Here is a 24,997-nt window from a genome sequence, read left to right as displayed (position 1 = left end):
GAAAGTTTCGCAATGACAAGGAGTCCTTACGCTACCAACGAATAGAACTGATCGGCGGCGGTTCGGGGGACGCTGCTGTCGTTCATCTGGCCTTTCCTGATCATATGCATCATCTCAATGCCTGACAGGATGATGCGGGCACACCGGAAATCCTTGAAGCCCATCATGGGCCTGGTTCGTCGTTTGATCGCCCGATGATCCTGCTCGACGAAGTTGTTCAGATATTTGACCTGCCGGACCTTGATGGGCGTTTCCCGCTCGGCGTTGATGGCCTGGAGGGCGGCCAGATTCGCCCCGCTTTTATCCATGGTCACAGTCTCAGCGTCCCGTTCCGATCGGTGGCTTTCTCGAAGTAACGGCGCGCGGCAGCTTTGTCGCGATGCGCCCGCAACAGGAAATCCGCCGTATTGCCGGCTTTGTCCCCCGCGCGATACAAGTACTTCCACTGGCCGCCCACCTTGACGTAGGTCTCATCCATCCTCCAGCTCTTGCCGACCGGACGTTTGTGCTTGCGAAAGGCCTTCTCGAACAACGGTACGAGTTTGATCACCCAGCGATGCACGCTCGAATGGTCGACCTCGAAACCCCGTTCGGCCATCATTTCCTCGAGATTTCGCAAGCTCAGCGAGTAGGCCACATACCACCGCACACACAGCAGGATCACGTCCAGCGGATAGTGCAGGCGTTTGAGTACATTCGCTACGCCGGCAGGCAGGGCTTTTCTCGCAGTCGCATTCTTCATATCACGCTTCACTTCAGGAAAATGTCCGTCTGAATTTTACTCCCGCATCCTTAGCGCGACACAACCTCGTACCGGGAGGCTGGCGTCGCCATCAACCGCACGCGGGCATTGACCACCAGTCCGTGACGGTTGTCAGTCAGCGAGTGGCCGATGTAACGCAGTTCGCTGGCCGTCTTGCCTTTGCGGTAAAGCCGTGCATCGGGATCGGTACGGGATTCGTGCGTCTCGTTGCTTCGCCTCCTACCCTTAAAGTCGCCCTCGCCGCTACCACCGTCGTTATCCCTGTCGTCACCGTCCTTGCGCACAAAGCTCTTGTGCCCCGCCCACGCCTGGATCAGCGTGCCGTCCTCGCTGAAGTCCTCGTCCGACAACCAGTTCTTCTTTTGCGCGATAGACAGCACTTCGTTGAAGAATTCAACCACCGCATCGTGACGGATAAGACGCTCGCGGTTCTTCGTGAACACCGTCGGCACCCACACCGAATCGTCCATCGACAGGCCGGTAAACCATCGAAAAAGCAGGTTGTATTGCATTTGCTCCATGAGCTGGCGTTCGGACCTGATGCTGTAAAGCACCTGCAGCAGCATGGCCCGCAGCAGTTTCTCCGATGCTCGGCCGGCCGCCCTTGATGTCAGCCTCATACATTCCGGCAAACAACCGGTCCATCTTCGCCAGCGCCTCATTCGCCATGATGCGAATCGAGCGTAGCGGATGCGAGCCCGGAACGAAATCGTTCAGCTTGCGCACGGAAAACAGACTTTCGGTGAACGTGTCGGCGCCGCGCATGATCTCCTTGGGTCGGGTGAGCTTCTCACGTCAACGCTTCTACTATCCGTCGCGATGACTTCCGCGTGAGGTATTTCCGCAACCTGCTAATCCATTTCGCAAGCCCAAGCCGCTGTCAAGACACGCGGCTTATTCTGGTCCTCAAAGGTGCCGGTACAGCTTCCGGCGCTGCCCAGTTTTACGCCGGTGATGCGTCACCTTGCTGGACGCATGAGTTGGGCCGACGGATGGCGTTGCCATATCGTTCGAATGTGTAGCAGGCGGGCGCGGTGCGGCATTGAGCGTCATACCTCGCGGGTTTGTTGGTGGCGCTGAGGTCTGCGCATGGGCCTGCACCGCCATCGGAACAATGGCAGTGGACGTCAGAATGATCAATCGTTTCATGTGTCACTCCCGGAAAGCAACTGGCGTCGCAAACCGTCATGAGCATGTGCCGCAAGTCATCAGGTCGACAAAGCGCGAGGTAAATGCCACGTGCCTCTCTTCCGCATTTTTTGCGCGGAGCATTCACGTGCAATCTACGTGCGGGGCAGTTGCAGGGGATGGATAGCGATTCTTGTTGCCTGGGTGCCTGCGTAGCCTCGCGGTCGCATCGATTTGTGCTTCGTTGCGCTCACCTGTGTTGAGCGTCTGCACGCTATCTGATTGCATCGAATGTGGTTCGTTGACGGTACATATCGCCTGCTTTCCGTCGCGTAGATGAACAGTCGTCGTATAGGTAGTGGACGGCGCGGCAGACGCAGTCGCGGTTATGGCGGCAAGTGCTGCCGCAGCGAGCGCAGTTCGGAAAAATGTAAGCATGATAAGATATCCTTAGAAGTCGTGGTGGTCGACCGAGACTTTATTGTGGACCCAGATAACTTAATAAACGCTGAACTGATCGGGACAAAAAGTATTTCGGTTCATACCATTGGCAATGTTTCTTCCCCGACTTGGTCCCGGTCTCGTCGAGAACCGCTGTGAGCCGCGTCCACCGCGGGTAACGACACCCTGAATTTGCGAGCGGGCCGGATTTCCAACGTGCGGTCGGTCAGGTTGAGACGAGCGCCCGTTCAAAAATTGGCACGGCTTATCTGCCGTCATTTCACAGCTAGGAAATCCATTTGATCGTGGCGTCGAATCCCTCAAAGGCGTTTGGCGCGAGGCCGGCTTGCTGGCAGTGCGCTGCCGTTGTCACCTGTTCAGTGATGCGCGAAAAGATGCGTCGAACTGGGTGTCGGTGCGATCTTTTTGCCGGACTGCGAAGCGCCACTGGTCGCTTTTCCCATACCGGAATCTGACGTGGCATTTTCGACATTTTTGCTGGCAATGCGGGCCTCTGCCGCTTGAATGTCCGCCGGGTAAGCCGACGTGTCGCGTTTTGCGGGATTGTATCCAGCATGCTCGATCTGGATGAGTTCAGAGCGGACTTGTGCGCGTGTGACCGGCGCGTTGGCCTGTTGGGCAAAGGCGATGACCGGGGCGCTCAGCGCAATGGCCGTTGCGAAGGTAAGGAAAACAGATTTCATAATAGTTCCTCATCTGATAAAAATAAATTCGGGAGATACGCCCGTAATCACAACTTCAATTCTAGGAGAGGTAACTTATGAGAACCTTAGCGGACGGAGAACACCGGCAGCGCACTGCGGACGTGCAAAAGCCGCGCAACTAAGGGTGCCTTAATCATGGAGCGCTATCATTGACTATGAATCAATCAACGTTGGAGTACGAAATGAATAAGTAACTCGGTATTGTCCTGGTCGCCGTCGGCTTACTTGCAACCAGCATTCCCGCCTTTGCATTTACAGGTCAGCAATATGCCAAGGAAGCGAAGATCCGCCTTAAGCAGGCGCGTGCCGCTGCGCTGAAGGCTCATCCCGGAAAGATCACCGATGAAGAGCTGGAGAAGGAAGCCGGAGGTAGCGGACTGCGTTATTCCTTCGATATTGCGTCGAAGCAGGGCACGCAGGAAGTCGGGGTTGACGCGCAGACCGGAGCCGTTCTTGAGAACAGGGCGGAAGGCCCGAACCCGGACTGACCATCGGCGATCGAACTCGACCTGGCGTGTGGGAGGCGGTTGATAGAGCTACCCGCGTGCGAGAGCGTAGCGCTCGTCAAAGAGGATAGCGAACTGGCATGCCTGATTTCCAGGCGAATGCGACGCGCGGACTTGCAAGCACGGTGCGTTAGGCGAGCCACAGGAGTTTGATAGCGCCGTCGTTGGGGAACTGCACCTGTCCACATGACGTGCACAGCCGCATGGCTCGAAACCTCTTCTGGAAAGGAAAACGCAAGGAAGCTTATTCCCACGCAGTCACCGTTTGTCATGGCCGGATGCCCTTATGCCTCCTGCCGCAGCGAGGCCTGTGAAGCCGCAGCGTCGCATTGGCCTTGTTGGGCATACCCATTCGCGCGCGCATCGACCCGGGCCGCCGTCGGCGTCGCCCCCAGCTACGGGCGGCTTTGAGGGACGAACGGCCATCCGCGCCGCAGGCCCGCTAACCGGAGTTTGCTCCAGATTTTGATGAGTCTCGCTGCTCCCGTGCGTTGACGTTCGTCCCCTTGTTCGATAACTTGATCCAATTGCGACAAACGGGGCACAATTGGCGAAAATTATTAAACAGCGCAGAAATTGAAGTCGAGCTGAAGGGTCCGCACTATCGAGTGTCGCTATCGCGTCATCGGCAGTAGCGGTCGTTGTTCATTCGAAAGCGAACTCAAGTTTCGCCGAGTACGGCATGAACATGCCTAACCTCGTCGCAAAGTGGGCATTGACAGAAGTTTTCCCGTGGCACAGCCGACCGCCACACAGGAGCGAGTCTTGGATCAGCTCGGTCATTTATTCGTCGTAGCTTTACTTCGCGCGCTCGCAATACTTCCGTACCGATTGGTCGCGAGGCTTGGCAGCGCGCTCGGCGCGGCACTGTATACGCTTCCCAGCCGCCGCAAACATATCGTTCTGGTCAACCTGCGCCTCTGCTTTCCGGAAAAGTCGGCACGTGAGCACGATGAGCTTGCGAGGGACCACTTTCGGCATCTCATCCGCAGCTATCTCGAGCGGGGCGTTCAATGGTTCGGTAGCGCGCAAAGGATAGGAAATCTCGTCCAGATCGAAAGCGCAATTGATCTCGAAGACAGGAATGCTCCGCCCACTATTTTTTTGGGGTTTCATTTCGTGGGCATCGAAATCGGTTGCATCCTTTACTCGCTGAAAATGCCTGCCGCTTCCTTATACACGCGCATGTCGAACACGCGTCTTTGCGACCTCGCCAAACGGCAACGCGGCCGATTCGGCGCCGAGATGGTCGAACGCTCGACAAGCGCCAAAAAGATCGTGAGACTCCTTCGGGAGGGCAAACCGGTCATGCTTGCTGCGGACATGGATCATGGTATCGAAAACTCTGTTTTTGTGCCTTTTTTCAGCGTCCCTGCGTGCACTCTGACTTCCGTCTCGCGACTTGCGCGAATGGGGGGCGCGCGGGTTGTGCCTTTCGTCACAGAAGTACTGCCGGATTTCAAAGGGTATCGATTGACCGTCTTTGACCCGCTCAGCGATTTCCCATCGAAGAGCGACACGGATGACGCGCGTTGTATGAATGCGTTTCTCGAGACCCAGATACTGAAATTCCCCGCCCAGTACTACTGGGTGCATCGACGCTTCAAACATCGTCCACCGGGAATGTCTGCGGTGTATTGATAGTGCCGTGGGCCGCGCTCTTTTTTACGTTGCCGGCAAGCTTTCGAAACTCGCAAACAAAACCGATGCGAACGGCTGTGCCGGCAGACGACGCGACGGGCATGGTCCGCGCACGAAGGTCCGTTGGTTGGGGCAGAGCGGCCACTTGATGGCCGCCTGCGTGCTAGACCGAACGTCAGCACTTGGCCGGTTGCACCAGTTCGATGAACTTCTACAGACCGGACCTTGGAATCCTCGACGGTAAGTTTCCGGCGGATTCTGTGAACGCGTAGTGCCGGCCAGTTTCAGCCTGTCGCGTGGGCGATCCCAGGGATACTCAAACGTCACGTTCATTCGGTTAACGGACCTTCGTCGTCAATCGTTGGTTCGTTTCGACCAGGTCGAGGGCTGAAAGTTGAGACGTCCACTACTTCAAGTAGAATCGCTGACTCTTAGCTGAGCGCCGCGTGGGAGCAGAGCGAATCCGCCCCAAGTGTTGGGGCGGCGCGGAGAGCGGCGGCAGCTTGCGACCGATTCCACACCTTGTTCGCCCGCAAACGGATAGCGTCGAGGCGGCGCTGAAGTGCTATCTGTCTCGTTGCCGCTCGCTCGATCCTTCCGTTCGCTTGCCGTCGAGGCTCACCTGCACACCCAAGGCACAGCCGGACATACATGTTGTGCCGTCCGGGGTGGTATTGAAAGACGGCACTGTCTCCTTGCTCAGAATGCCCTTGATGGTGCTGCTGTCGTCCGCGATGACAATTTCGGCGTCAAGCACCGCCCCGCTGTCATACTTGATGTGCATCGTGCCCGTGCAGTCCGACTTGACCGTGTAGGTGCCTGACTGGTTGGGATTGAAGTCGGTCTGTCCACCTCTCGGCGCACCGTTCGTATTGAGGAAATCAGTTCTTCTCGAAATGCTTCCGGCTCCATCGAAAGTCTGGATAGCCACACCGTCGATGATGGCAGGCGTAGCAAGAGGATGGAGTGTGCCGGTAACCGGTTCGAGGATGCCGAGAAGATTTCCGTGCGCACTGAACGCGAACGTCCCCTTCAACTTGGCGACCGAACACTCTCCCTCGGCGTAAGCCGACCCAGTGAACGCCAGCAGCGCCAAGGCCGCGCCAGACAACCGCTTCAACGATTTCGATGTCATATCATCTCCTAGATTCCAGTGCCGAACCTGAGCTAGGGTGCCGCTGTACTGCGGCCGTTGGAACGATTCCTGCTGCCAGTCCCACAGACGAGCGCTTGGGCCCCTTGGGGCGGTCGGAAACCCCGCGCTGAATGTTAGGCAATGAAAATGAAGGCAGGAGGAGGAAAAACCCTCATTGGCCGGGCTGCAAAATCTGCGCAGGGGGCCGACCGCATGAGGCAGTGATCGGCCAGTTTCAGCCACTCGACGAGGTTCGTTGGTCGTCCGCTTGCGGCTCGACACGGGACAGTCGTCGATGATGATTTCATGTTGGGCCCAGGTTATGGCAGAGCTGCGCGGCGATCACGCCTATGATCCACGCGTATCGGGCGCTCTGGCGCGCAATGACGAATGTGCGTGTGTATGGAACGCGCCATCTGAGCGCTCTTTCACTTCAGATTTTGCGCGCGGCAAACAACGGCCAGCGGCGCAGAGGCCCGGGCCTGCGAGAGCCTTAAAGAGCGAGGTCAATGCACCGGCAGTTACCGACCGATCATCGGCTATCCGCCAGTTGACTTTGCGCGGGTTTGAACAGACTGATCTCGCAACCGACGTCCGCATCGTGGAACGCCAGCGTCATGCCGTGCATGCCGGCCACGGCGGCCACAAGACTGAGCCCCAGGCCGCTGCCGGGTGTACGACGGCTGGCCTCGCCACGATAGAAGCGGCGCAGCACGGCATCGCGCTCGGCCCGTGCGATGCCTGGTCCATCGTCCTTGACAGTGACGCCGGTGCCTCTTGCGTCGTGCCACAGCGTGATATGCACGACTCCGCCATCCGGTGCGAACTTGATGGCGTTTTCGACCAGATTCGCAAGCGCCTCGAACAGCAGGTTCGGATCGCCCCGGATCTCCAGCGGCCCGGACACGGTGCGCTGCAGTCGGAAGCCGATCTGCCTGTCTTCGGCGGTCGGCTCGTAGAATTCGAACACGTCGTCGGCCACCGCGGCCAGGTCGACGCTGGTGAAGCCGGCGCGCCGCACGCCGCTTTCGATCTCCGAAATGCGCAGCAGGGCGTTGAACGTGCGTAGCAAGCCGCTGGTTTCCACGATGGTTTCGTCAATGGCCGCGCGATACTCTGCCTCGGTTCTGGCGCGCCGTTGCGCACGTTCGAGTCCGCCGAGCACCCGCGTGAGCGGCGTGCGCAGATCGTGCGCAATCGCATCGCACACGCCTTTGACCTCGTTCATCAGGCGTTCGATTTCGTCGAGCATGCCGTTTACGACGACCACCAGCCGGTCTATGTCGTCGCGTTTCGCATGCACCGGCAAGCGCCTGCTGAGATTGCCGGCGATGATCTCCTCGATCGAAGCGGTCACCGCATCGAACCGCCGCATCGCCGAGATGCCAATCAGGGTCGCCCCGATCAGGCCGATCACGAGCGTGATCATCGCGGTGGAGAGCAGCGCATGCAGCAGTTCGTCGTCGAAGTGGTCGAGCTCGAGGGTGTTCTGGCATTGCAAAGCGATGCGGCTATCGGGCACGTGCGCAGCGATGCATCGGCCAGGCGGTTGGCCCGGCAGATTGACGAGTCGCATCGAAAACGGCTGGTCAAAGACCGGGATCGCCGGCTGACCGCCCGCATAGCCGCCGGCAAGGTGTCTGCCGCTGGCTTCGAACAGGCCGAACGGGCGCTGGTGGCGCGGATCGAACTGGTTTTGATGTTCGAATCGCGCGACCAGTTCATCCGGCGCTTCGCGTTTCAACTGTGCATGCTCGCGAAGCAGCCAGTCGTCGATGCGTTCCTGTTCGAAGCCAGTGATCTCGCGGTACAGGTAACCGAACAGCAGCAACGCGATCACGCCGAACAACACCAGAAACAGCGTGGCGAGGCGATAGCCGGTGGTGCGGTGCAGTTCAGTCAGGCGCATGGAGCATGTACCCCGAACCGCGCACGGTATCGATCATCGGAGCCGTGCCGTCCGGGTCGAGCTTCTTTCTGAGACGGCTGATGTGCACGTCGATCACGTTGGTCCGCTCGTCGAGCCGGTAGTCCCATACCGCTTCGAACAGCATGGTGCGGCTCACCACCTGGCCCTGGTGCTGCATCAGATATTCGAGCAGCCGGTACTCGCGCGGCAGCAGCGGTACCGGGCGGCCGGCGCAGGTCACTTCGCGTTTGAGCGGGTCCAGACGCAACGGGCCGACCAGGTACTCCTGGACACCGGGCGCCGCCTCGCGACGGCGCATCAACGCATCGAGGCGCGCGGTCAGTTCGATGAACTCGAACGGCTTGGTCAGATAATCGTCGCCGCCGGCGCGCAACCCGCGCACACGCTCGTCGACCGCCGACAGCGCGCTCAGGATCAGCACCGGCGTGAGCACGCCGGCGCTGCGCAACGCCGACAGTATGCCGAGCCCTTCGAGGCCGCCCGGCAACATGCGATCGAGCACGATGGCGTCGTAACTGTTGGCGACCGCGAACATCAGACCGTCGCGGCCGGTGCTAGCAGTTTCGACCCGGCAGCCGTGATCGGTGAGCGCTTCGACGATCTCTGCGAGAGTCTGCTCGTCGTCCTCGACGACCAATATGTTCAACATGCCTTTTTCCAGAAATGAGCGAGCGTCGAACCTGCGCTGGCCGGCCGATTTACACTACGCTCTCGTACCTACGACGTGGGTAGTATGCCGTGTGAAGCCGTGCAGGCGTTTCGCGCCAACATGAAAAAATTTTAATGTAAGCCCATCAAACGTAAGCCGCAGCGCATGCGAATCCTGCTGATCGAAGACGATAGGCGCGCTAGCCAATTCCTGGCGCGCGGCCTGAGCGAGAGCGGTCTGATTGTCGACACGGTGGCCGACGGCGCGACCGGGCTCGCCTATGCGCGCGAGGCTATCTACGACGTGATCGTGACTGATCGGCGCTTGCCGGCGCTTTCCGGCACGGTCCTCGTCCAGCAGTTGCGCGCCGGTGGGAATACGACGCCGGTGCTGATGCTGTCGGCGGTCGGCGGCCTGAACGAACGTGTGGAGGCGATTCGCGCGGGTTGCGACGACTATCTCGTGAAGCCATATGCGTTCGTCGAAGCGCTGGCAAGAATCGAGGCGCTCGCGCGGCGGGCCGATCGCAGCAGGATGAGCGAGCGGCTCGAATGCGCGGATCTGGTACTCGACACGCGGGCGCGGACCGCAAACCGCGGCGGTCGCGATTTGCGCCTGCAGCACCGCGAATTCCTGCTGCTCGAATGTTTGTTGCGCCGCGAGGGGCAGGTGGTGACGCGCAGCATGCTGCTCGAGGCCGCATGGAATTACGATTTCGAGCCGCGCGGCAATATCATCGATATGCACATGCATCGGCTGCGGGCGAAGGTGGACCGCGATTTCCCGCGGGCGCTGATTCATACGGTGGTCGGCGCGGGATACGTGTTGAACCCGGCGCCCTGACACGCGGAAAGCCTTGTAAGCCCCGGCTCAGGCGCGCCGACGCGGCATGTTGCGCCGCATTAAATTTTTTTAATCAATGGGCGAAAGCGCCGACAGGACCCGCTGGCTAATCTGGCGACACTTCTAGTTGCCGGAGCGTTCTCCAATGTCAGGACTGTCCCGTTGGGAGCCGCTTTCGCGCGCCGTCAGTCCACCTGCGCGCGTATCGTGCCTGCGCGCCGCCTTATGTGCGCTCGGCCTCGCGTTGCTGGCCGGGTGTTCGCTTGTGCCTGCCTGGCAACGGCCGGGCGCGCCGCTGGCGCAATCCTTCGATGGGGCGGCCGGTGGGTCGCTCGCCGCTACCGTGCCCGTCAGAAGCGGCTGGTGGCGCGAGTATCACGATCCCGCGCTCGACGCGCTGGTCGATCGCAGTCTGCGCAACAACTTCACGCTGGCGTCCGCGATTGCGAGCGTCGAACAGGCGCGCGGCAACGCCGAGAGAGCCGGTGCGCCGCAGTATCCGTCGTTATCGCTCGGCGCCACCTTCTATCGCAGCCACCAGGGACGTGGCTCGACCACGAAGACCCAGAGCCTGTTCGCCGAAGCCAGTTACGAGGTGGACTTCTGGGGCTTCAACGCCGCCAACGCCAGCGCCGCCGACTTGCTTGCGCGCGCCTCCGGGTTCGATCGCGATACGGTGGCGCTGACGCTGACCGCATCGGTCACCGACACCTATTTTCAGGTGCAGAGTCTGCGCCGCCGGCTCGCGATTGCGCGTTCCATTTCCGACGATGCCGCGCACATTCTGCAACTGCTGCTCGCGCAACAGCAGGCGGGCGTCGCGACCGAATTGCAGGTACAGCAGCAGCGCAACGCGCTCGCCACCTTCCAGGCGGCCGTGCCGGCGCTGCAGCAGCAGCTCGATACCAACATGCATGCGCTTGCGGTGCTGGCGGGCACCGCGCCTGAACAATTCAGGGTCGGCGACGCCGCGCTCGCCGACATCCCGATTCCCCAACCGCGCCCGAATCTGCCCGCGAGCCTGCTGGAAACGCGCCCCGACATCCGTTCGAAGGAAGCGCAGCTGCAGTCGGCGAATCAGAGTGTCGGCGCGGCGCGCGCGGCCTTTCTGCCGAACATCGTACTGACCGCGGACGGCGGGCTGAGCAGCAAGTCGCTGTCGCATTTCCTGTCGAGCCCGTTCGCCAGTCTCGCCACCTCGCTGGCGGCGCCAATCTTCGACGGCGGCGCGCTGCGTGGCCAGTTGCACGCGAGCCAGGCGGCCGAAGCGAAGGGCGTCGCGGATTACCGGCAAGCCGTCATAACCGCGCTCCAGGACGTGGAGGACTCGCTCACGGCGGCGCAACAGCAGCAGCTCGCGGAAGCCGCTGATCAGGACGCCGCCGACGCCGCCCGCAAAGCCGCCACGCTCGCGCAAGCCCAGTACAAGCTCGGCACCGTCGACTTTCTGACCGTGCTCGACGCGCAACGCACGCTGTATCAGTCCGAAGACACGCTGGTGCAGGCGCGGCTCGCGCGCCTCCAAGCGTCCGTGAGCCTGTTTCGCGCGTTCGGCGGCGGCTTCGGCGTGACCGACGATAGTGATAGCAGCACCGCCTCCACCTCTACGTCATCCCGCTCATGAAATCTGCAGACCTTCGGAACCACGAGGCGCCCCGCGGACGCGGCCGCGCGCCGCTCATCCTGGCGTTCGCCGTCCTTGTCGCACTGTTGGCGGTGTGGTTCTGGCCGCGCCACCCGGCCGTCAAGGCGGCGACCGCCGTGCCGGTCAATGCTGGTCATCCCGTGAGCCGCAACTTCCCGATTCGGGTCGCCGCTGTGGGTACGGTTCAGGCGCTCAATACCGTGGACGTCAAAGTACGTGTCGACGGGCAATTGCAGCGCGTCGCATTCACCGAAGGACAGGACGTGAAAGCCGGCCAGTTGCTCGCACAACTCGATCAGGGGCCGCTCACCGCCCAGTTGCACCAGGCGGAAGCGGCGCAGCGCAAAGACCAGGCATCGCTCAATAACGCGCGCCTCGATCTCGCGCGTTACTCGCAACTGGTCGGCATCGGCGCGGCGACGACTCAGGCGGTGGATACCGCGAAGGCGCAAGTGGACGCGCTCTCCGCGACCGTCGCTGCGGACGCCGCGCTGGTGCAGAGCGACCGGCTGCAATTGAGCTTCACCACGTTGAGCGCGCCGTTCACCGGACGCGTCGGCGCGCGCGAGGCCGATATCGGCGCGATCGTCCATCCGGCCGACACCACCGGCATCGTCACCGTCACGCAGATGGAGCCGATCACCGTGCTGTTCTCCGTGCCGCAGGACGTGCTGCCCGAACTGCTCGCGAATCAGGCGAAAGCGCCGCTGGCGGTGAATGTCACCACGCGTTCCGGCAGCACGCCGCTCGCCGACGGCACGCTGGTGTTCATCGACAGCACAGTCGATCCTACGACCGGCCAGATCAGGCTCAAGGCTTCGTTCACCAACCAGGACCGCAAGCTGTGGCCCGGCGAGCTGGTGAATGCGCGCGTGCTGGTGCGCACCGATACGCAGCGGCTCGCGGTGCCGAGCCGCGCGGTGGTGAACTCGCAGAACGGCACGCAGCTCTATGTGATCGCCGCGAACGGCACGGCGCAGATGCGCCCGGTGCAAAGCGGGGTGACCGTCGATGGCATGACGGAGATACGCAGCGGCATCGCGCCCGCGGATCTCGTCGTGTTCGATGGCCAAAGCCGCTTGAACCCGGGCGTGCATGTGACGGCGACCACGGTTCCCGCCAGTGCCGAAGCGCCGCCCAACGCGAATCTGGCAGGCAGCCAGACTAATGAGGACAATCCGTCATGAGCCTCATGGAATTGTTCATCAAGCGGCGCATCGCGACCAGTTTTCTGGCGATCGCAGTGCTGCTGGTCGGCGCGGTGGCGTATTTCCTGCTGCCGGTCGCGCCGCTGCCGCAGGTCGATTTTCCGACCATCCAGGTTGTCGCCAAGTTGCCCGGCGCGAGCGCGGAAACCATGGCGACCTCGGTGGCGACACCACTGGAGCGGCAACTTTCGCTGATTGCGGGCGTGACGCAGATGACGTCGTCGAGCTCGCTCGGCAATACCAGCATTGCCGTGCAATTCGATCTGTCGCGCAACATCGATGGCGCGGCGCAGGATGTGCAGACAGCGATCAATGCAGCCGGCGGCACGTTGCCGAAGAACTTGCCGAACCCGCCGACCTATCAGAAGGTCAACCCGGCTGACTTCACGTTGCTGTCACTGGCGCTGACGTCGCCCTCGCTGACGCTCACGCAGCTCGACAGCTACGCCGAAGACTATCTCGCGCAACAGATCTCGCAGATGCCCGGCGTCGGTCTGGTTGATTTCCACGGGCAGCAGCGTCCCGCCGTGCGTATTCAGCTCGATCCGGACAAGCTCACCGCGCGCGGCCTGACGCTGGAAGACGTGCGTTCGATCGTCGGCGTGCAGACGGTCAACGCACCGAAAGGCAGCCTGAACGGCCCGGACCGCTCGGTGATCTTCAACGCGACCGACCAGATCACGACCGCCTCGCAGTATCGCGATCTGGTGGTCGCGTACAAGAACGGCGCGCCGATTCGCGTGTCCGATCTCGGCACCGTGCTGAACGCCGCCGAGGACAACCAGCAGGCCGCATGGCTTCAGCACGAACGCGCGATCATCCTCGATGTTCACAAGCAGCCCGGCTATAACGTCGTGCAGACGATCGCCAACATCAAGGCGAAGCTGCCCGCGCTCGAAGCGATGCTGCCCGCGGCCGCGCATCTGCATGTGGTGGGCGATCGCACGCAAACCATCAATGCGTCGGTGCACGACGTGCAGTTCACGCTGATGCTGACGATCGCGCTCGTCGTCATGGTGATCTTCTCGTTCCTGCGCAACGTATGGGCGACCATCATTCCGAGCCTGACGATTCCGCTGTCGCTGGTCGCGACGTTCGGCGTCATGTATCTGCTCGGCTATAGCCTCGACAATCTATCGCTGATGGGCTTGACCATCGCGGTAGGCTTCGTGGTGGACGATGCAATCGTCGTGATCGAAAACGTCATGCGGCATATCGAAGAGGGCGTGCCGAGAATGAAGGCCGCCTTGCTTGGCGCAATGGAAGTGCGCTTCACGATCATTTCGATGACCATCTCGCTGATCGCCGTGTTCATCCCGATCCTGTTGATGGGCGGCATCGTCGGGCGGCTGTTCCGCGAATTCGCAATGACGGTGAGCGCCGCGATAGTGATGTCGGCGCTGGTATCGCTGACCGTTACGCCGATGCTTTGTGGCTGGCTGATCCGTTTGCCCGAGCCGGGTGGTGGCGGCCGGATGCGCAGGCTCGAAGCCTGGCTTGAAGCCGTCTTTAGCGCAGTAGAGCGGCGCTACGAGCGCGGCCTCGATTGGGTGCTGGACCGCCAGAAGCTGATGCTGGCTGTCACGGTGGCGACGATCCTCGCGACCGGCGCGTTGTTCGTCGCGATCCCCAAGGGATTTTTCCCGCAGGAGGACTCCGGTCTGATCATGGGCGTCGCCCAAGCCGCGCCGGACATTTCGCCCCGCTCGATGTCGCAGAAGATGCAGCAGGTGGGCCATATCATCGAGGCCGACCCCGCCGTCGACAACGTTTACTACTGGATGGGTCCTAACCCGACCGTGAGCCAGGGGCGCGTCATGATCAACCTGAAACCGTTCGCTCAGCGCAAGGACAGTGCTGCGCAGGTGCTCAATCGTTTAAAGCCGCAGTTGGCGAAGGTCATGGGCATCTCGTTGTCGATGCAGGTCCGGCAGGATATTCAGGTGGGCGGCCGTATCAGCGCCGCGCAGTATCAGTACACGTTGCAGGACCCTGACATCAACGAGTTGAATCACTGGGCGGGCGTACTGACCGATCGCCTGTCGAAGCTGCCGCAACTGGCCGACGTCACGTCCGACCAGCAGGCCGCCGCTACCAGCGCGACACTCGTGATCGATCGCAGCACCGCTTCGCGTTTCGGCATCACGGCGCAAGCCATCGACGACACGCTTTACGACGCATTCGGCCAGCGGCAGATTGCGACGCTGTTCACGGAGCTGAATCAGTACCACGTCGTCGAAGAAGTCGATCCGCGCTTTCAATTGACGACGGATGCACTGGCGCATCTCTACGTGCGCTCGCCGCTCACGAACGAACTCGTGCCGCTCGATACGCTTGCCAGGATCGAAAACAACGTGTCGCCGATCTCGGTGAATCACCAGGGATTGTTCCCGGCCGTGACGATCTCGTTCAATCTGGCGGCGGGTCAGTCGCTTGGCAACGCGGTGGCGGCGATTCGCCAGGCCGAAGTCGCGGCGGGCAAGCCAGATAGTTTGACGGGCTCGTTTCAGGGCACTGCGCAGGCGTTCCAGGCGTCGCTCGCGAGTGAGCCGTATCTGATCGCCGCGGCGCTTGTGGTGGTGTATCTGATTCTCGGCATCCTGTACGAAAGCGCGATTCACCCGCTCACCATCATTTCGACGCTGCCCTCGGCGGGCGTGGGCGCCTTGCTTGCGTTGATGCTGTGTGGTCAGGATCTGTCGATCATGGGAATGATCGGCATCATCTTGCTGATTGGCATCGTCAAGAAGAACGCGATCATGATGATCGACTTCGCGTTGGTGGCCGAGCGCGAGCAAGGTTTGTCGCCGCGCGATGCGATCCGGCAGGCCTGTGTGCTGCGCTTCCGTCCGATCATGATGACGACGCTCGCCGCGCTGTTCGGCGCACTGCCGCTTGCGCTAGGGCACGGCGCCGGTGCCGAATTGCGCGTGCCGCTCGGCATAGCGATTGTAGGCGGACTGATTGTTTCGCAAATGCTGACGTTGTTCACGACCCCGGTCGTGCACCTGTGGTTTGACCGTCTGTCGCATTGGCTCGCTGATTGGCGTACGACGGGCAGTGCAGTCGAGCAGCAGCATACCGTCGCTTGATGGCCTTGTACCCACATCCCGACCGACACCCACCGTCAATGACGTGAGTGAACTTCACGTAAATGTATTTCCGGCGAGCGCATTCTTTCGCCCCGGTATCACTCCACTGAAACGCGCCATTCATGAATACTGTTCGAACTGAATTAACGGGTGATGCCGGTCTTCCATCGATGCATCAGCCACTGGGACTGGCTGCGCTGCTCCGGGCGGCAACGGCTGGGAGCGATCTGACGCCGCTGGGGGAAAGCCTGCTCGAGCACGTAAAGCGCCATGACGACCCGTACGCTCTGCTCGATTTGTCGCTAGTGTTGCAATTGAAATACCAGAAGGCGGCCGCTCTCGCCGTCCAGCAGCAAGCGCTTCAGATGACCAGACATTATCGGTTACAGAGCGCCCAGACGATCAAGACTCCTTTGAAGGTGCTGGTGCTCCAGGCTCCGGGCGATCTGATGGCGAACACGCCTTTTGAGTGCCTGCTTGAGAACGCCGACCTGCAGATAGAGGTCCTGTATGTCGACGCGCGGCCGCGGGGGAATGCCGAGTTGCCCGAGCACGACGTTATCTTCGTTGCGGCATGCGCGTCGGATGAGACCGCAGGCGTTCTTGCCCAAATCGCGTCGCTGACGAGCGGGACGGGTTGCCGCGTACTAAACCGGTCCGAACACATTGCGAAGACAATGCGTGACACAGCCTATGCTCTGCTGGGCGCTGCCCCCGGTATCTGTATGGCCCGCACGGTGCGCCTTTCCCGTGAGCGGGTCAACGAAGCGGCTTCGGGAGCGTTGCAGTTGTCCGAGGTACTACTCGGCGCAAAATATCCGCTCATCATACGGCCGATAGGCTCGCACGCCGGACAAGGGCTGGCACAAGTGTCTGACGCCCAGGAACTCGCGCGCTACATGGCTGAGTCTGACGCCGTGGAATATTACATGGCGCCTTTTATCGACTACAGCAGCGCCGACGGTCTGTTTCGCAAATACCGGATCGTGATGATCGAGGGAACGCCATTCGTGTGCCATATGGGCATTTCGAAGGAATGGATTGTTCACTACCCTTACGCGGAAATGTCGATGCATCCCGACCGGCGAGAGGAAGAATCGCACCTGATGGCGAGCTTTGACACCGATTTTGCTGTGCGTCACCGCGAGGCGTTTCGCAACGTCGCGGAATTGACCGGTCTTGATTACGTAGGATTCGATTGCGCTGAAACGAGCGATGGCCTGCTGCTCATATTCGAGATCGCGACGGGCATGGTTGTGCATGACTTGGACGACCAGAGCATCTTTCCTTATAAGGTTCCGCAAATTCGCCGGGTTGCTGACGCCTTTCATGAAATGCTGCGCGGCGCGGCTGCGAACGCAGACAAAATCCAACGGCCGGCCTCGGAGGCATAGTGAAGTCCAATGCATTGAATTTTTCCGGTGGTCCCGGAGCGCTCCCTGAAACCGTGCTGGAACAGACGCGCATAGCGATTACCGCGTTACCGGAAACCCGCATCTCCGTACTCGGCATGAGTCATCGCTCGGACTGGTTTCGCTCCATACTGGACGAAGCGGAACAGAATCTGCGCGCTCTGCTCGGTATATCCGACGACTACGCCATTACCTTTCAGCAGGGCGGCAGTAGTCTGCAGTTCGCGATGATCCCGATGAATTTTGCCGCGAAAGGAATCGCCCCGCCCGAATATGTGACGTCCGGTTACTGGAGCGGTCGGGCGACCTCGGAGGCGGCCAAGGTGACTGAGAGGAAAGTTGCGTGGGACGGCCACGCGACAGGCTACCGGCAGTTGCCCGCCCTCGATAAGCTGGACATCTCCGGCTCGGCCGCCTATCTGCACTACGTGTCGAACGAGACCGTGGAAGGTTTGCAATTTCCGGTTTGCGAAGAGGCGACGCGGGTACCGCTGATTGCGGACATGTCGTCCGATTTTCTGTCGAAGCCCATTCGGCCAGACGCATACTCGATGATTTATGCCCACGCCCAGAAAAACCTAGGTCCGGCTGGGGTAACGGTAGCGGTAATCAAGCGTTCGCTGCTTGAACGGATCCCCGACGGCTTGCCGGCGATCCTCGATTTTCGCACCCACGTCTCGCACAGTTCCAACTACACCACGCCGCCCGTATTCGCGATCTATGTGCTGACGTTGATTACGCGCTGGCTGCGCTTCGATGTTGGCGGTCTGCATGCGATGCAAAGCATCAATGAGAGAAAGGCGCGGCGGCTGTATGACACGCTGGACGCTTTGGAGGGGGTCGTGACCGTCCACGCGGACCGTCGCTGGCGCTCACAAATGAACGTGGCTTTTAAATTTGGTGATTCTCGGCTCGGCGATGCGTTTATCGCGGCGGCTCGTGAACAGGGTATCGTTGGACTAGAGGGGCACCGTTCAATTGGCGGGTTGCGTGCGTCTCTATACAACGCCGTTACCGAGCAAGCCGTGGACATTCTGGCAAACGCACTAACGGAATTCAGTATGCAACGGGCCTGAACAGCAATGCCGGCTCTCACGTTGACGCGCCGTGCGACTCGAAGGAATAAACGACCGCTGCACGCCAAATCGCTGTCGATTGAGGTGGCGTCGGGTTTAGAGTCCGGAGTGGGGTCGCGTGCTGCCGATCGCCGTCAGGCAGAGGGCGGTTGCGCGGACATTTGAACGTCGGGTTCTCCCGGCGGATTCAACCGGTCGATGCAACACAATGAACGTCGCATAAGCGGCGGGAGTGTTGCAAATGAAACGGAGGCGCCGGATCCATTACAGCGAAAGCCAGAAGGCATTGATGTGGGAACGCTGGCGTAAAGGCGAGTCGTTGCAGCACATCGCCCAGCTATTTGACCGCAATCACTCGTCAGTACAGGGAATTCTGGCGCAAACTGGAGGAATCCAGCCGGCACCCCGCCAGCGATCCAGGCTGGCGCTCACGCTTGCCGAACGCGAGGAGATTTCGCGAGGTCTCGTTGCGGGCGCTTCGATTCAGTCAATCGCCCGGCTGCTGTCGCGGTCACCGTCCACGGTCTGTGGCGAGATCAAGCGCAACAGTGGACAGGGCGGCTATCGGGCCAGCCACACCGACCAGCTGGCATGGGATCGGTTGCTGCGCCCCAAAGTCTGCAAACTGGTCGTACACCGGATGCTGGCCCATATCGTGGCCGACAAGCTCCAGTTGCAGTGGTCGCCCCAGCAGATTGCTGGATGGCTCAAACGAGGCTGGCGGGGCACGAGGACTACCACGTGTCACACGAGACCATCTACCGCAGTCTTTTCATTCAGGCACGGGGTGCATTGAAGAAAGAGCTGCTGGAGCATCTACGGCGCACCCGGGCCATGCGTCACTCGCGCCATCACACGCAGAAAACGGACGATCACGGCAGGATCCGCGAAGCGGTGTCAATCAGTGAACGCCCCGCCACCGTGGAAGATCGCGCGGTGCCGGGACACTGGGAAGGCGATCTCCTGTGTGGCAGTGGCGGTAGCCAGATTGCAACGCTTGTAGAGCGTCAGACGCGCTATGTGATGCTGGTCAAGATCGCCAGCAAGGACAGCGAAACAGTAGTCAACGCGCTCATCAGACATGCTGGAAAGCTGCCGAAGGAATTGTATAATTCGCTTACCTGGGATCGGGGATCAGAGATGGCGAACCACAAGCAGTTCACCATCGCCACCGACATTGCCGTGTATTTCTGCGATCCGAAACACCCCTGGCAACGTGGCTCGAATGAAAACACCAATGGCCTGTTAAGACAATACTTCCCGAAAGGCATCGATCTGTCGGTCTACTCACAGGCCAAACTCAATGCCGTGGCTCGAAGACTGAACGAACGTCCAAGGAAGACCCTGATTACGAAACGCCGGCTGAACGGTTCCATGGAACTATTGCATCGACCGGTTGAATCCGCCCCTGGCAGCAGTAATTCAGCTTCCGGTCATGCATGTCGGTCTCAATTGGAGAGATTGGCCGCTGACGAGAAGATTGAACGCTCGTTCACGACCCCGCGGTCGCCATTCGCGACCTGCACATATACCGGTCGTGCGGTCTCCAGGCGTATTCCTTCGCCCCTCGGGGATACCGACGACATGTTGCGCCTCGCACTGCGCGGGTTGGTTCGCGAAGATAGAGGTCGGTGCGTTCGACACGGCGCTGGCTGACTGGCAGACGCGCTCTTCGCTTTCCACCCGGCGGTAAATGATGCCAGCTCACTTGGCGTGCTTCCGGAAAAATGACGATGCCTACTGCGATCCAGGTCGCGGTCGATGGCTCGGCGAGCTGCGTCGAAATCGTCTCCAGTTCGCCGTCACTTATCGGGCGTCGTAGAAGCCGCTACGTCTTGGCCGATAATAGAGGAAGCCGTAGCGCGGGCGCTGCGAGCGCTTCCGATACCTCTTGCTGAGGCTACCAATTGTTTTGGGGGCGAACGTGCTATCCCTCTCTCGTGTCAAACGCTACAAGGCAACGCGGATCGAGGCAGCGCCGTGCGGGCGTGAGCCGTCGAGCATGCATGCTCGCCGGTATCACAACTCACGCATGCGCTGGACAGCAGACTCGCGCGTCTCGCGAAAAGCCGCGATCACCGCAATCACTACCGACAGCGTCGCCACGCCGGCGACGAAAGCCAGAAAGACCCAAGGCACAGTGAGGCGCTCGGGCGGAGGATCGAACACACCGGTCAGCAGCTTGACCAGCATCCACGCCAATGCAAAGCCCGTCAGCGTTCCGATGGCCGCCCCGCCCAACAGGAGCACGAGCGCCTCGCTCCACAAGAACGCACCAAGCTGACGCGGCTTGGCACCGAGCGCGGTCAGAATCGCAAACGTGCGCCGCCGATCGAGGAAACCCAGCGCAATGATGAGTCCGGTTGCGCCGGCGACCATCAACGCCGCTGCCCCGAGTTCGAGTTGCGTGAGCCCGCGCAAATCGACGGCCGTCAGGCTCGAATTGATCACGCGCTGCGCCTGCCCGATGTCGGTGACCTTGACTGCCCCAAACGGCGCAACCGTGGCGCGCGCGGCCACGGCCACCTGCTCAGGCGGCGCGGTTGTCTTCAGCAACACGATTTCCGCCGCGCTCGTGCCGGTTTGCCGCGCGATGTAGCCGGCATTCGCGACGAGGAATGAGTCGCGCGGCGCGGTCGGAAATTCGCGCACGACGCCAACAAAACGAAACGGCACCACACGATATTGATGGTCGCTTGCGTTCTGAAGGCGAAGGTTGATCTCGTCTCCCGGGTGCAGTTGATAGTCCTTCACGGTCTCTTCGGACACGAGGATGCCGTTCGGATATTGTGCGAGCAAGTTGAGCGATCTTTGCGCATTGCCGCCTTCGAAATAGGCGTCGGCCATGCGCGTCGCTTGTCCGATGTGGCGGGCGTCGATGCCATACAGGTCTTGCAGGTCCGTGCCCACGTAGGCGAAACGGTGCTGCATCTGCTGGGCGGCGCTGACTCCGGGCAACGCAGCAAGTTCGGCGAATCTGGCTGACGCGGGCGCCTGCGAAGTCCCGGTCGCCGTCACGTCTGCGCCGTTCGTGAGTTCCGCGTCCACGCGCGCCTGGGCGTTGTAGGTTGCGTTGAACACGGCCGTGGACGTCGCGAACGCGAACGCCAACGCGATAAGCGCGATGCCCTGCGTCATTCGATTGCGCTGCCGGCTCATCGCCGCCGCGGCCACGCCGGCAAGCGAATGCGCAAGCGGACGAAGCCAGATGGCGAGCGCGCCGCGCCCGCGCCGCAATCCCTCGAGACCGAGCCTGATGGTCAGCAGGCCGCATCCTGCCCAAGCCAGGACGGGCGCGAGAAAGGCGACGTAATCGATCGACGATGACGGCGTGCCTTCGGGAGCCAGCACGACCTGGTACCCGGTGCTCCAGGTCCGCCAGAAGATGATGGCCGACAGTGCGAGCAGGACGAGATCGAGGTAGGCCCGTTGCCAGAGGCGCGGACGCGCGGAATCCGTCATCCGGCGGGCGCTCGTGACCGGCGTCGTGCTTGCACTGATCCATGCTGCCACGAGAATCGCCGCATTCGCCAGTGCGACGCCCGCTATGGCCGCGCAGGCGACCCAGCGCATCGACGAAGCCCCAAAATAGCCAGCGCCGAGAAACAGACGCGACAACAACGCGGCAAGGACCAACCCAACAAGCGTACCGCCGACGCCAACGCACATCGCTTCGACCGCCGCCAGCTTCATGATCTGGGCGCGCGATGCGCCACGGATTCGCAGGAGTGCCTGATCTCGGCGTCGCCGTCCGGAGCCTGCCGCAACGACTCCGATCGTCAGGAACGCGCCGAGAAGCGCGCCGGGTGCGCCCAGAAACAGAAACAGCACCTTTGCGTAAAGCGCGTCGCTGCGCACACCGTCGAGCCGCGCGGCAAGGTTATCGGCAACGAGCGCATTGCCCGCAATGCGCGTCTCGAGGTTCCTTGCAGCGCCCTGCACCTGAGCAAAGGCGGCTTCGGGATCGCCCGGCAAACCGTCATGCGCGAGTCCGACGTGAAGCTGGATGTGCGACCGGCGCGCTCCGGCTGCCGCCTCTGCGCCGAACAGGCGTTGCCATGCGTCCATCGGAAGCAGAAGCACGTTGTCCGGAGGCGCTTGCGGCGCTGCGACCGGCGCGACGCCGATCGCCTGAAACATCGCATCGGCGTTCGGCAAATCGACGATGCCGGCAATCCGCACATTGGGCGCAGCCACGCCTGGACCATGAATATTCACCGTATCGCCGATGGTCACATGCAGGTTCGCGGCGGTCTGCTGAGCAATCAGAGCGCCATCCAGATTACCCAGCAGCAGCCGGAACTGAGCCGGAAAGTCCTGGAAGTACGTGCTTTCAAGACCGAGCACTTTGCCCTGTCCGGTCGTCTGTACGGTTTCTCCTGTGGTCGCTTCGAAGCCATCGACATCGGCATAACCGACAGCTTGCTGTTTCGTGACCCGCGCGGCCTTTGCGACGGCTGCTGCCGCTTCGTGGACTGAAAACGCGCCTGTCGTCGCTGGTTCTGGTTGCACCTGCCAATCCACGGGCAGGCTGGCGCTGGCGCGCTGTGTCATCGAAGCGGTGCTTTGCGCGATGAAAGCGCCAAGCGATGCGACCAGCGCGACCGTCACCGCGACGCCAGCCGCCATGCCCGCGAGCCGGCCCCTGCGTTGCCTCACAAGTCCGATAAGCCAAAGGCCGATCATGGCTGTCTCGATGTCGGCCCGGCTTCGGTGAGCACGCCGCGCTCCATGCGCCAGACCGCGTTCATCCGTGCTGAAACAGCCGGATCATGAGTGGCGATGACGAGCGCCGTCGGCGTGTTGGCGAGATGCGCGATGAGTGCATCGAGCAAGGCCTGGCCGGTGGCCTGATCGAGCTGGCCCGTGGGCTCGTCGGCGAGAATGACGAGCGGTCGTCCGACCGTAGCGCGCGCCATCGCCACGCGCTGCATCTGCCCGCCCGAGAGTTCCTCTGGCAATTTCTGCGCAAACGCCTCGAGACCGAACCTGGCAAGCGCAGCGGCCGCAGCGCCCTCTATATCGCTTGCGCGATCGCCGGGATCGGCCGCATCGGACATCAGGAGCGGCAACGCAACGTTCTCGCTCACCGTCAGCGGCTCAAGCAGGCTCGGCGTCTGGAACACCAAGGAGATCTTGCCGGGCAGCAGCGTCTCGCGCGCACCGAGCGCGGGCCAATCGATCGTGCCGCTCGTCGGCGTATCGAGCGCTGCCATCAGGTGCAGCAAGGTCGTCTTGCCACTCCCCGAACGGCCCGCCAGCGCGATGCGATCACCTCGATTAAGGACGAAGCTGGCCGTGGCGAGCGCCACGACTTGCGTCTCGCCGTGCCGGTAGGTGCGGTTGAGTGATTGGGCTTCGATGAGCAGGTCACGCATCGACGAGCCTCCCATCGCGGATGACAAGCACGCGGTCGGCCCGCGCAGCCAGCGCATCGCTGTGCGTCGCGATCAGCGCCACGTCGCCGTTGCCGTGACAGCGCTCGACCAGATGACTCACGATCACGGTTTCGGTTGCCGCATCGACTTCGGCGGTGGGCTCGTCCGCAAGGAGCACCTCATGCCCGGCCGAGAGCGCCACCGCGAGCCCGGCACGCGCCGCTTCGCCGCCGGACAACTGCGACGGATACGCGCGGCGTCGCGCGGCCAGGCCTGTCACATCAAGCAGCGCATCGAGCTTGACACGATCTTTTGTGCCAGCGAGCGACATCTGCAACGTCATGTTGCCCTCGACGGTGAGGTGCTCGAACAAGTTGGCCGACTGCATCAGCAAGCCGATGTGGCGGGCCCGCAAGGCCGCACGCACGGCTTCGGGCCTGTGCGACACGCGTCGGCCCATCACATCGACATGGCCGCCGTCCGGCTCCTCCAGTCCCGCAAGACACGCGAGGAGCGTTGACTTGCCGCTGCCGGAGGGTCCCAGCAACGCGACGAATTCGCCTGCGCACAGTTGCAGTGAGACGCCCCTGAGCGCAGCGGTCTCGTCGTCTCCGCTGTGATAAAACCGGTAGAGTTCGAACGCTTCAAGCTGAGGCAGATCAGCGCCATTGGAACGAGTGGGCCATGAGGTTCCATTGATCGGCATTGTCGGCTCCAAGCGGTGCGGAGAGGTCGAGCGTAGCGAGTGTGCCGCCGCGATAGATTAAATACCGGTGATGCTCAAGACGAAGTTGCTTGTTGGTGACCGGGTTCGGTTCGGAATTCGACGTGTAGGTAATCAGCACGGCTGCGCCGCTGCGCAGCCGTACGCTTTTGATGGCACCGATCCTGATTGCATGACCGGTCCTGGCGAGTTCGGCGGCTTCGCGCGCAGTAACGGACGATACCGTCGGCGCGCTCGCAGCAGGTGCAACACTGATCTCGACGACGTTGTACTTATCGGCAAAGCGCGTCCCGTCGCGGCGTTCCGTGCGCGCCCAACCTTCGGGCACTTTGAGGGAAAAGCCTGCCGGAGACTGGTAGGTTACGAAGACTTGCGTGTCCGGAATGTCGCCCGGCGGGCTCTTTTCGGGCGTGGCAGCCTGCTCGGTTGTCGCCAAGACGCTTGCGGCGGCTTCCAGCGTGCACGGCGAGGCGGCGAACGCCAGCACAATGGCCGAACTCTGGAGTAAGCGCTGACAGGTCAGATGCGGTATCACGATCCCTCCCTGCTTCACATCCGTGCAGGGCGACTCTTCCTGAAGGAACCACTGGTTCGCATGCACCGAACTACCGATACCATGCTCCGCGAACCTTAGGAAACGCTTAGCTGCTCCTCCGCGTCCGTTGGACGTGGGGCGAGGTTCGGCTATCTGCGTACGTTCA

At 61.5% G+C, this 24,997-nt stretch carries 16 protein-coding genes and 3 pseudogenes; 9 read left to right on the top strand and 10 right to left on the bottom strand.

All coding sequences use genetic code 11. The features are described from left to right. Positions 1 to 26: 26 nt before the first annotated feature. The 3 genes and pseudogenes from B0G81_RS37970 to B0G81_RS37955 all read right to left on the bottom strand — a co-directional run bounded on the left by B0G81_RS37970 (position 27) and on the right by B0G81_RS37955 (position 3,036). A pseudogene (locus tag B0G81_RS37970) lies at positions 27 to 637 on the bottom strand (IS6 family transposase). Positions 638 to 846: 209 nt separating this feature from the next. Next, positions 847 to 1,528: pseudogene (locus tag B0G81_RS37965) on the bottom strand (IS5 family transposase); the annotation flags it as partial. A 1,181-nt stretch (positions 1,529 to 2,709) separates the two neighbouring features. Continuing rightward, complete coding sequence (locus B0G81_RS37955; RefSeq protein ID WP_134143370.1) at positions 2,710 to 3,036, bottom strand: DUF4148 domain-containing protein; 327 nt, start codon at positions 3,034 to 3,036, stop codon at positions 2,710 to 2,712. Between the two features lie 221 nt (positions 3,037 to 3,257). On the opposite strand from B0G81_RS37955, the gene B0G81_RS45005 reads away from it, so the two are divergent. Then, positions 3,258 to 3,545, top strand: coding sequence for a PepSY domain-containing protein (locus B0G81_RS45005; RefSeq protein ID WP_134143854.1), 288 nt, complete (start codon positions 3,258 to 3,260; stop codon positions 3,543 to 3,545). A gap of 783 nt (positions 3,546 to 4,328) precedes the next feature. Then, the gene (locus B0G81_RS37945; RefSeq protein WP_134143369.1) at positions 4,329 to 5,204 is read left to right on the top strand and encodes a lipid A biosynthesis lauroyl acyltransferase; all 876 of its coding nucleotides are present in this window, start codon (positions 4,329 to 4,331) and stop codon (positions 5,202 to 5,204) included. Between the two features lie 565 nt (positions 5,205 to 5,769). Here B0G81_RS37945 and B0G81_RS37940 read toward each other — a convergent pair. From B0G81_RS37940 to B0G81_RS37930, 3 genes are all read right to left on the bottom strand, one after another. Next, positions 5,770 to 6,339, bottom strand: coding sequence for a hypothetical protein (locus tag B0G81_RS37940; protein ID WP_134143368.1), 570 nt, complete (start codon positions 6,337 to 6,339; stop codon positions 5,770 to 5,772). Positions 6,340 to 6,871: 532 nt separating this feature from the next. Continuing rightward, positions 6,872 to 8,248: an ATP-binding protein gene (locus B0G81_RS37935; RefSeq protein ID WP_134143367.1), complete on the bottom strand. Its 1,377-nt coding sequence runs from the start codon at positions 8,246 to 8,248 to the stop codon at positions 6,872 to 6,874. Then, a complete protein-coding gene (locus B0G81_RS37930; RefSeq protein ID WP_134143366.1) occupies positions 8,235 to 8,918 on the bottom strand; it encodes a response regulator transcription factor in 684 nt (227 codons plus the stop codon). Before B0G81_RS37930 ends, B0G81_RS37935 begins: the two co-directional genes overlap by 14 nt. Before the next feature lie 165 nt (positions 8,919 to 9,083). On the opposite strand from B0G81_RS37930, the gene B0G81_RS37925 reads away from it, so the two are divergent. From B0G81_RS37925 to B0G81_RS37895, 7 genes and pseudogenes are all read left to right on the top strand, one after another. Then, the gene (locus B0G81_RS37925) at positions 9,084 to 9,761 is read left to right on the top strand and encodes a response regulator transcription factor (RefSeq protein ID WP_134143365.1); all 678 of its coding nucleotides are present in this window, start codon (positions 9,084 to 9,086) and stop codon (positions 9,759 to 9,761) included. Between the two features lie 145 nt (positions 9,762 to 9,906). Further along, positions 9,907 to 11,385, top strand: a complete 1,479-nt coding sequence (locus B0G81_RS37920) for an efflux transporter outer membrane subunit (RefSeq protein ID WP_134143364.1) — start codon at positions 9,907 to 9,909, stop codon at positions 11,383 to 11,385. Continuing rightward, a complete protein-coding gene (locus B0G81_RS37915) occupies positions 11,382 to 12,593 on the top strand; it encodes an efflux RND transporter periplasmic adaptor subunit (RefSeq protein ID WP_134143363.1) in 1,212 nt (403 codons plus the stop codon). The genes B0G81_RS37920 and B0G81_RS37915 overlap by 4 nt, the downstream gene beginning before the upstream one ends. Next, on the top strand, positions 12,590 to 15,706 hold the full coding sequence (locus B0G81_RS37910) for an efflux RND transporter permease subunit (RefSeq protein WP_134143362.1): 3,117 nt from the start codon (positions 12,590 to 12,592) through the stop codon (positions 15,704 to 15,706). The genes B0G81_RS37915 and B0G81_RS37910 overlap by 4 nt, the downstream gene beginning before the upstream one ends. Positions 15,707 to 15,828: 122 nt before the next feature. Beyond that, positions 15,829 to 17,100 (top strand): hypothetical protein, encoded by a 1,272-nt coding sequence (locus B0G81_RS37905; protein WP_134143361.1) that lies wholly within the window; start codon positions 15,829 to 15,831, stop codon positions 17,098 to 17,100. Continuing rightward, positions 17,100 to 18,194 carry a phosphoserine transaminase gene (locus B0G81_RS37900; RefSeq protein WP_134143360.1) on the top strand — a complete coding sequence of 365 codons (1,095 nt, stop codon included), beginning with the start codon at positions 17,100 to 17,102 and terminating at the stop codon, positions 18,192 to 18,194. Before B0G81_RS37905 ends, B0G81_RS37900 begins: the two co-directional genes overlap by 1 nt. A gap of 241 nt (positions 18,195 to 18,435) precedes the next feature. Then, positions 18,436 to 19,594 (top strand): annotated as a pseudogene (locus B0G81_RS37895) (IS30 family transposase). 619 nt (positions 19,595 to 20,213) lie between these two features. Here the strand turns inward: B0G81_RS37895 and B0G81_RS37890 are convergent. The 4 genes from B0G81_RS37890 to B0G81_RS37875 are packed head-to-tail and all read right to left on the bottom strand — an operon-like array spanning position 20,214 to position 24,897. Then, positions 20,214 to 22,880: an ABC transporter permease gene (locus B0G81_RS37890; RefSeq protein WP_134143359.1), complete on the bottom strand. Its 2,667-nt coding sequence runs from the start codon at positions 22,878 to 22,880 to the stop codon at positions 20,214 to 20,216. Further along, a complete protein-coding gene (locus tag B0G81_RS37885) occupies positions 22,877 to 23,572 on the bottom strand; it encodes an ATP-binding cassette domain-containing protein (protein ID WP_134143358.1) in 696 nt (231 codons plus the stop codon). The genes B0G81_RS37890 and B0G81_RS37885 overlap by 4 nt, the downstream gene beginning before the upstream one ends. Continuing rightward, positions 23,565 to 24,278, bottom strand: a complete 714-nt coding sequence (locus tag B0G81_RS37880) for an ABC transporter ATP-binding protein (RefSeq protein ID WP_208328624.1) — start codon at positions 24,276 to 24,278, stop codon at positions 23,565 to 23,567. Before B0G81_RS37880 ends, B0G81_RS37885 begins: the two co-directional genes overlap by 8 nt. Beyond that, positions 24,232 to 24,897: a hypothetical protein gene (locus tag B0G81_RS37875; protein ID WP_134143357.1), complete on the bottom strand. Its 666-nt coding sequence runs from the start codon at positions 24,895 to 24,897 to the stop codon at positions 24,232 to 24,234. Before B0G81_RS37875 ends, B0G81_RS37880 begins: the two co-directional genes overlap by 47 nt. Positions 24,898 to 24,997: the final 100 nt, after the last annotated feature.

This window comes from Paraburkholderia sp. BL6665CI2N2 (assembly GCF_004366535.1).
In the GTDB taxonomy this organism is placed as follows: domain Bacteria; phylum Pseudomonadota; class Gammaproteobacteria; order Burkholderiales; family Burkholderiaceae; genus Paraburkholderia.
This window is presented reverse-complemented; position numbering and strand designations above follow the sequence as displayed.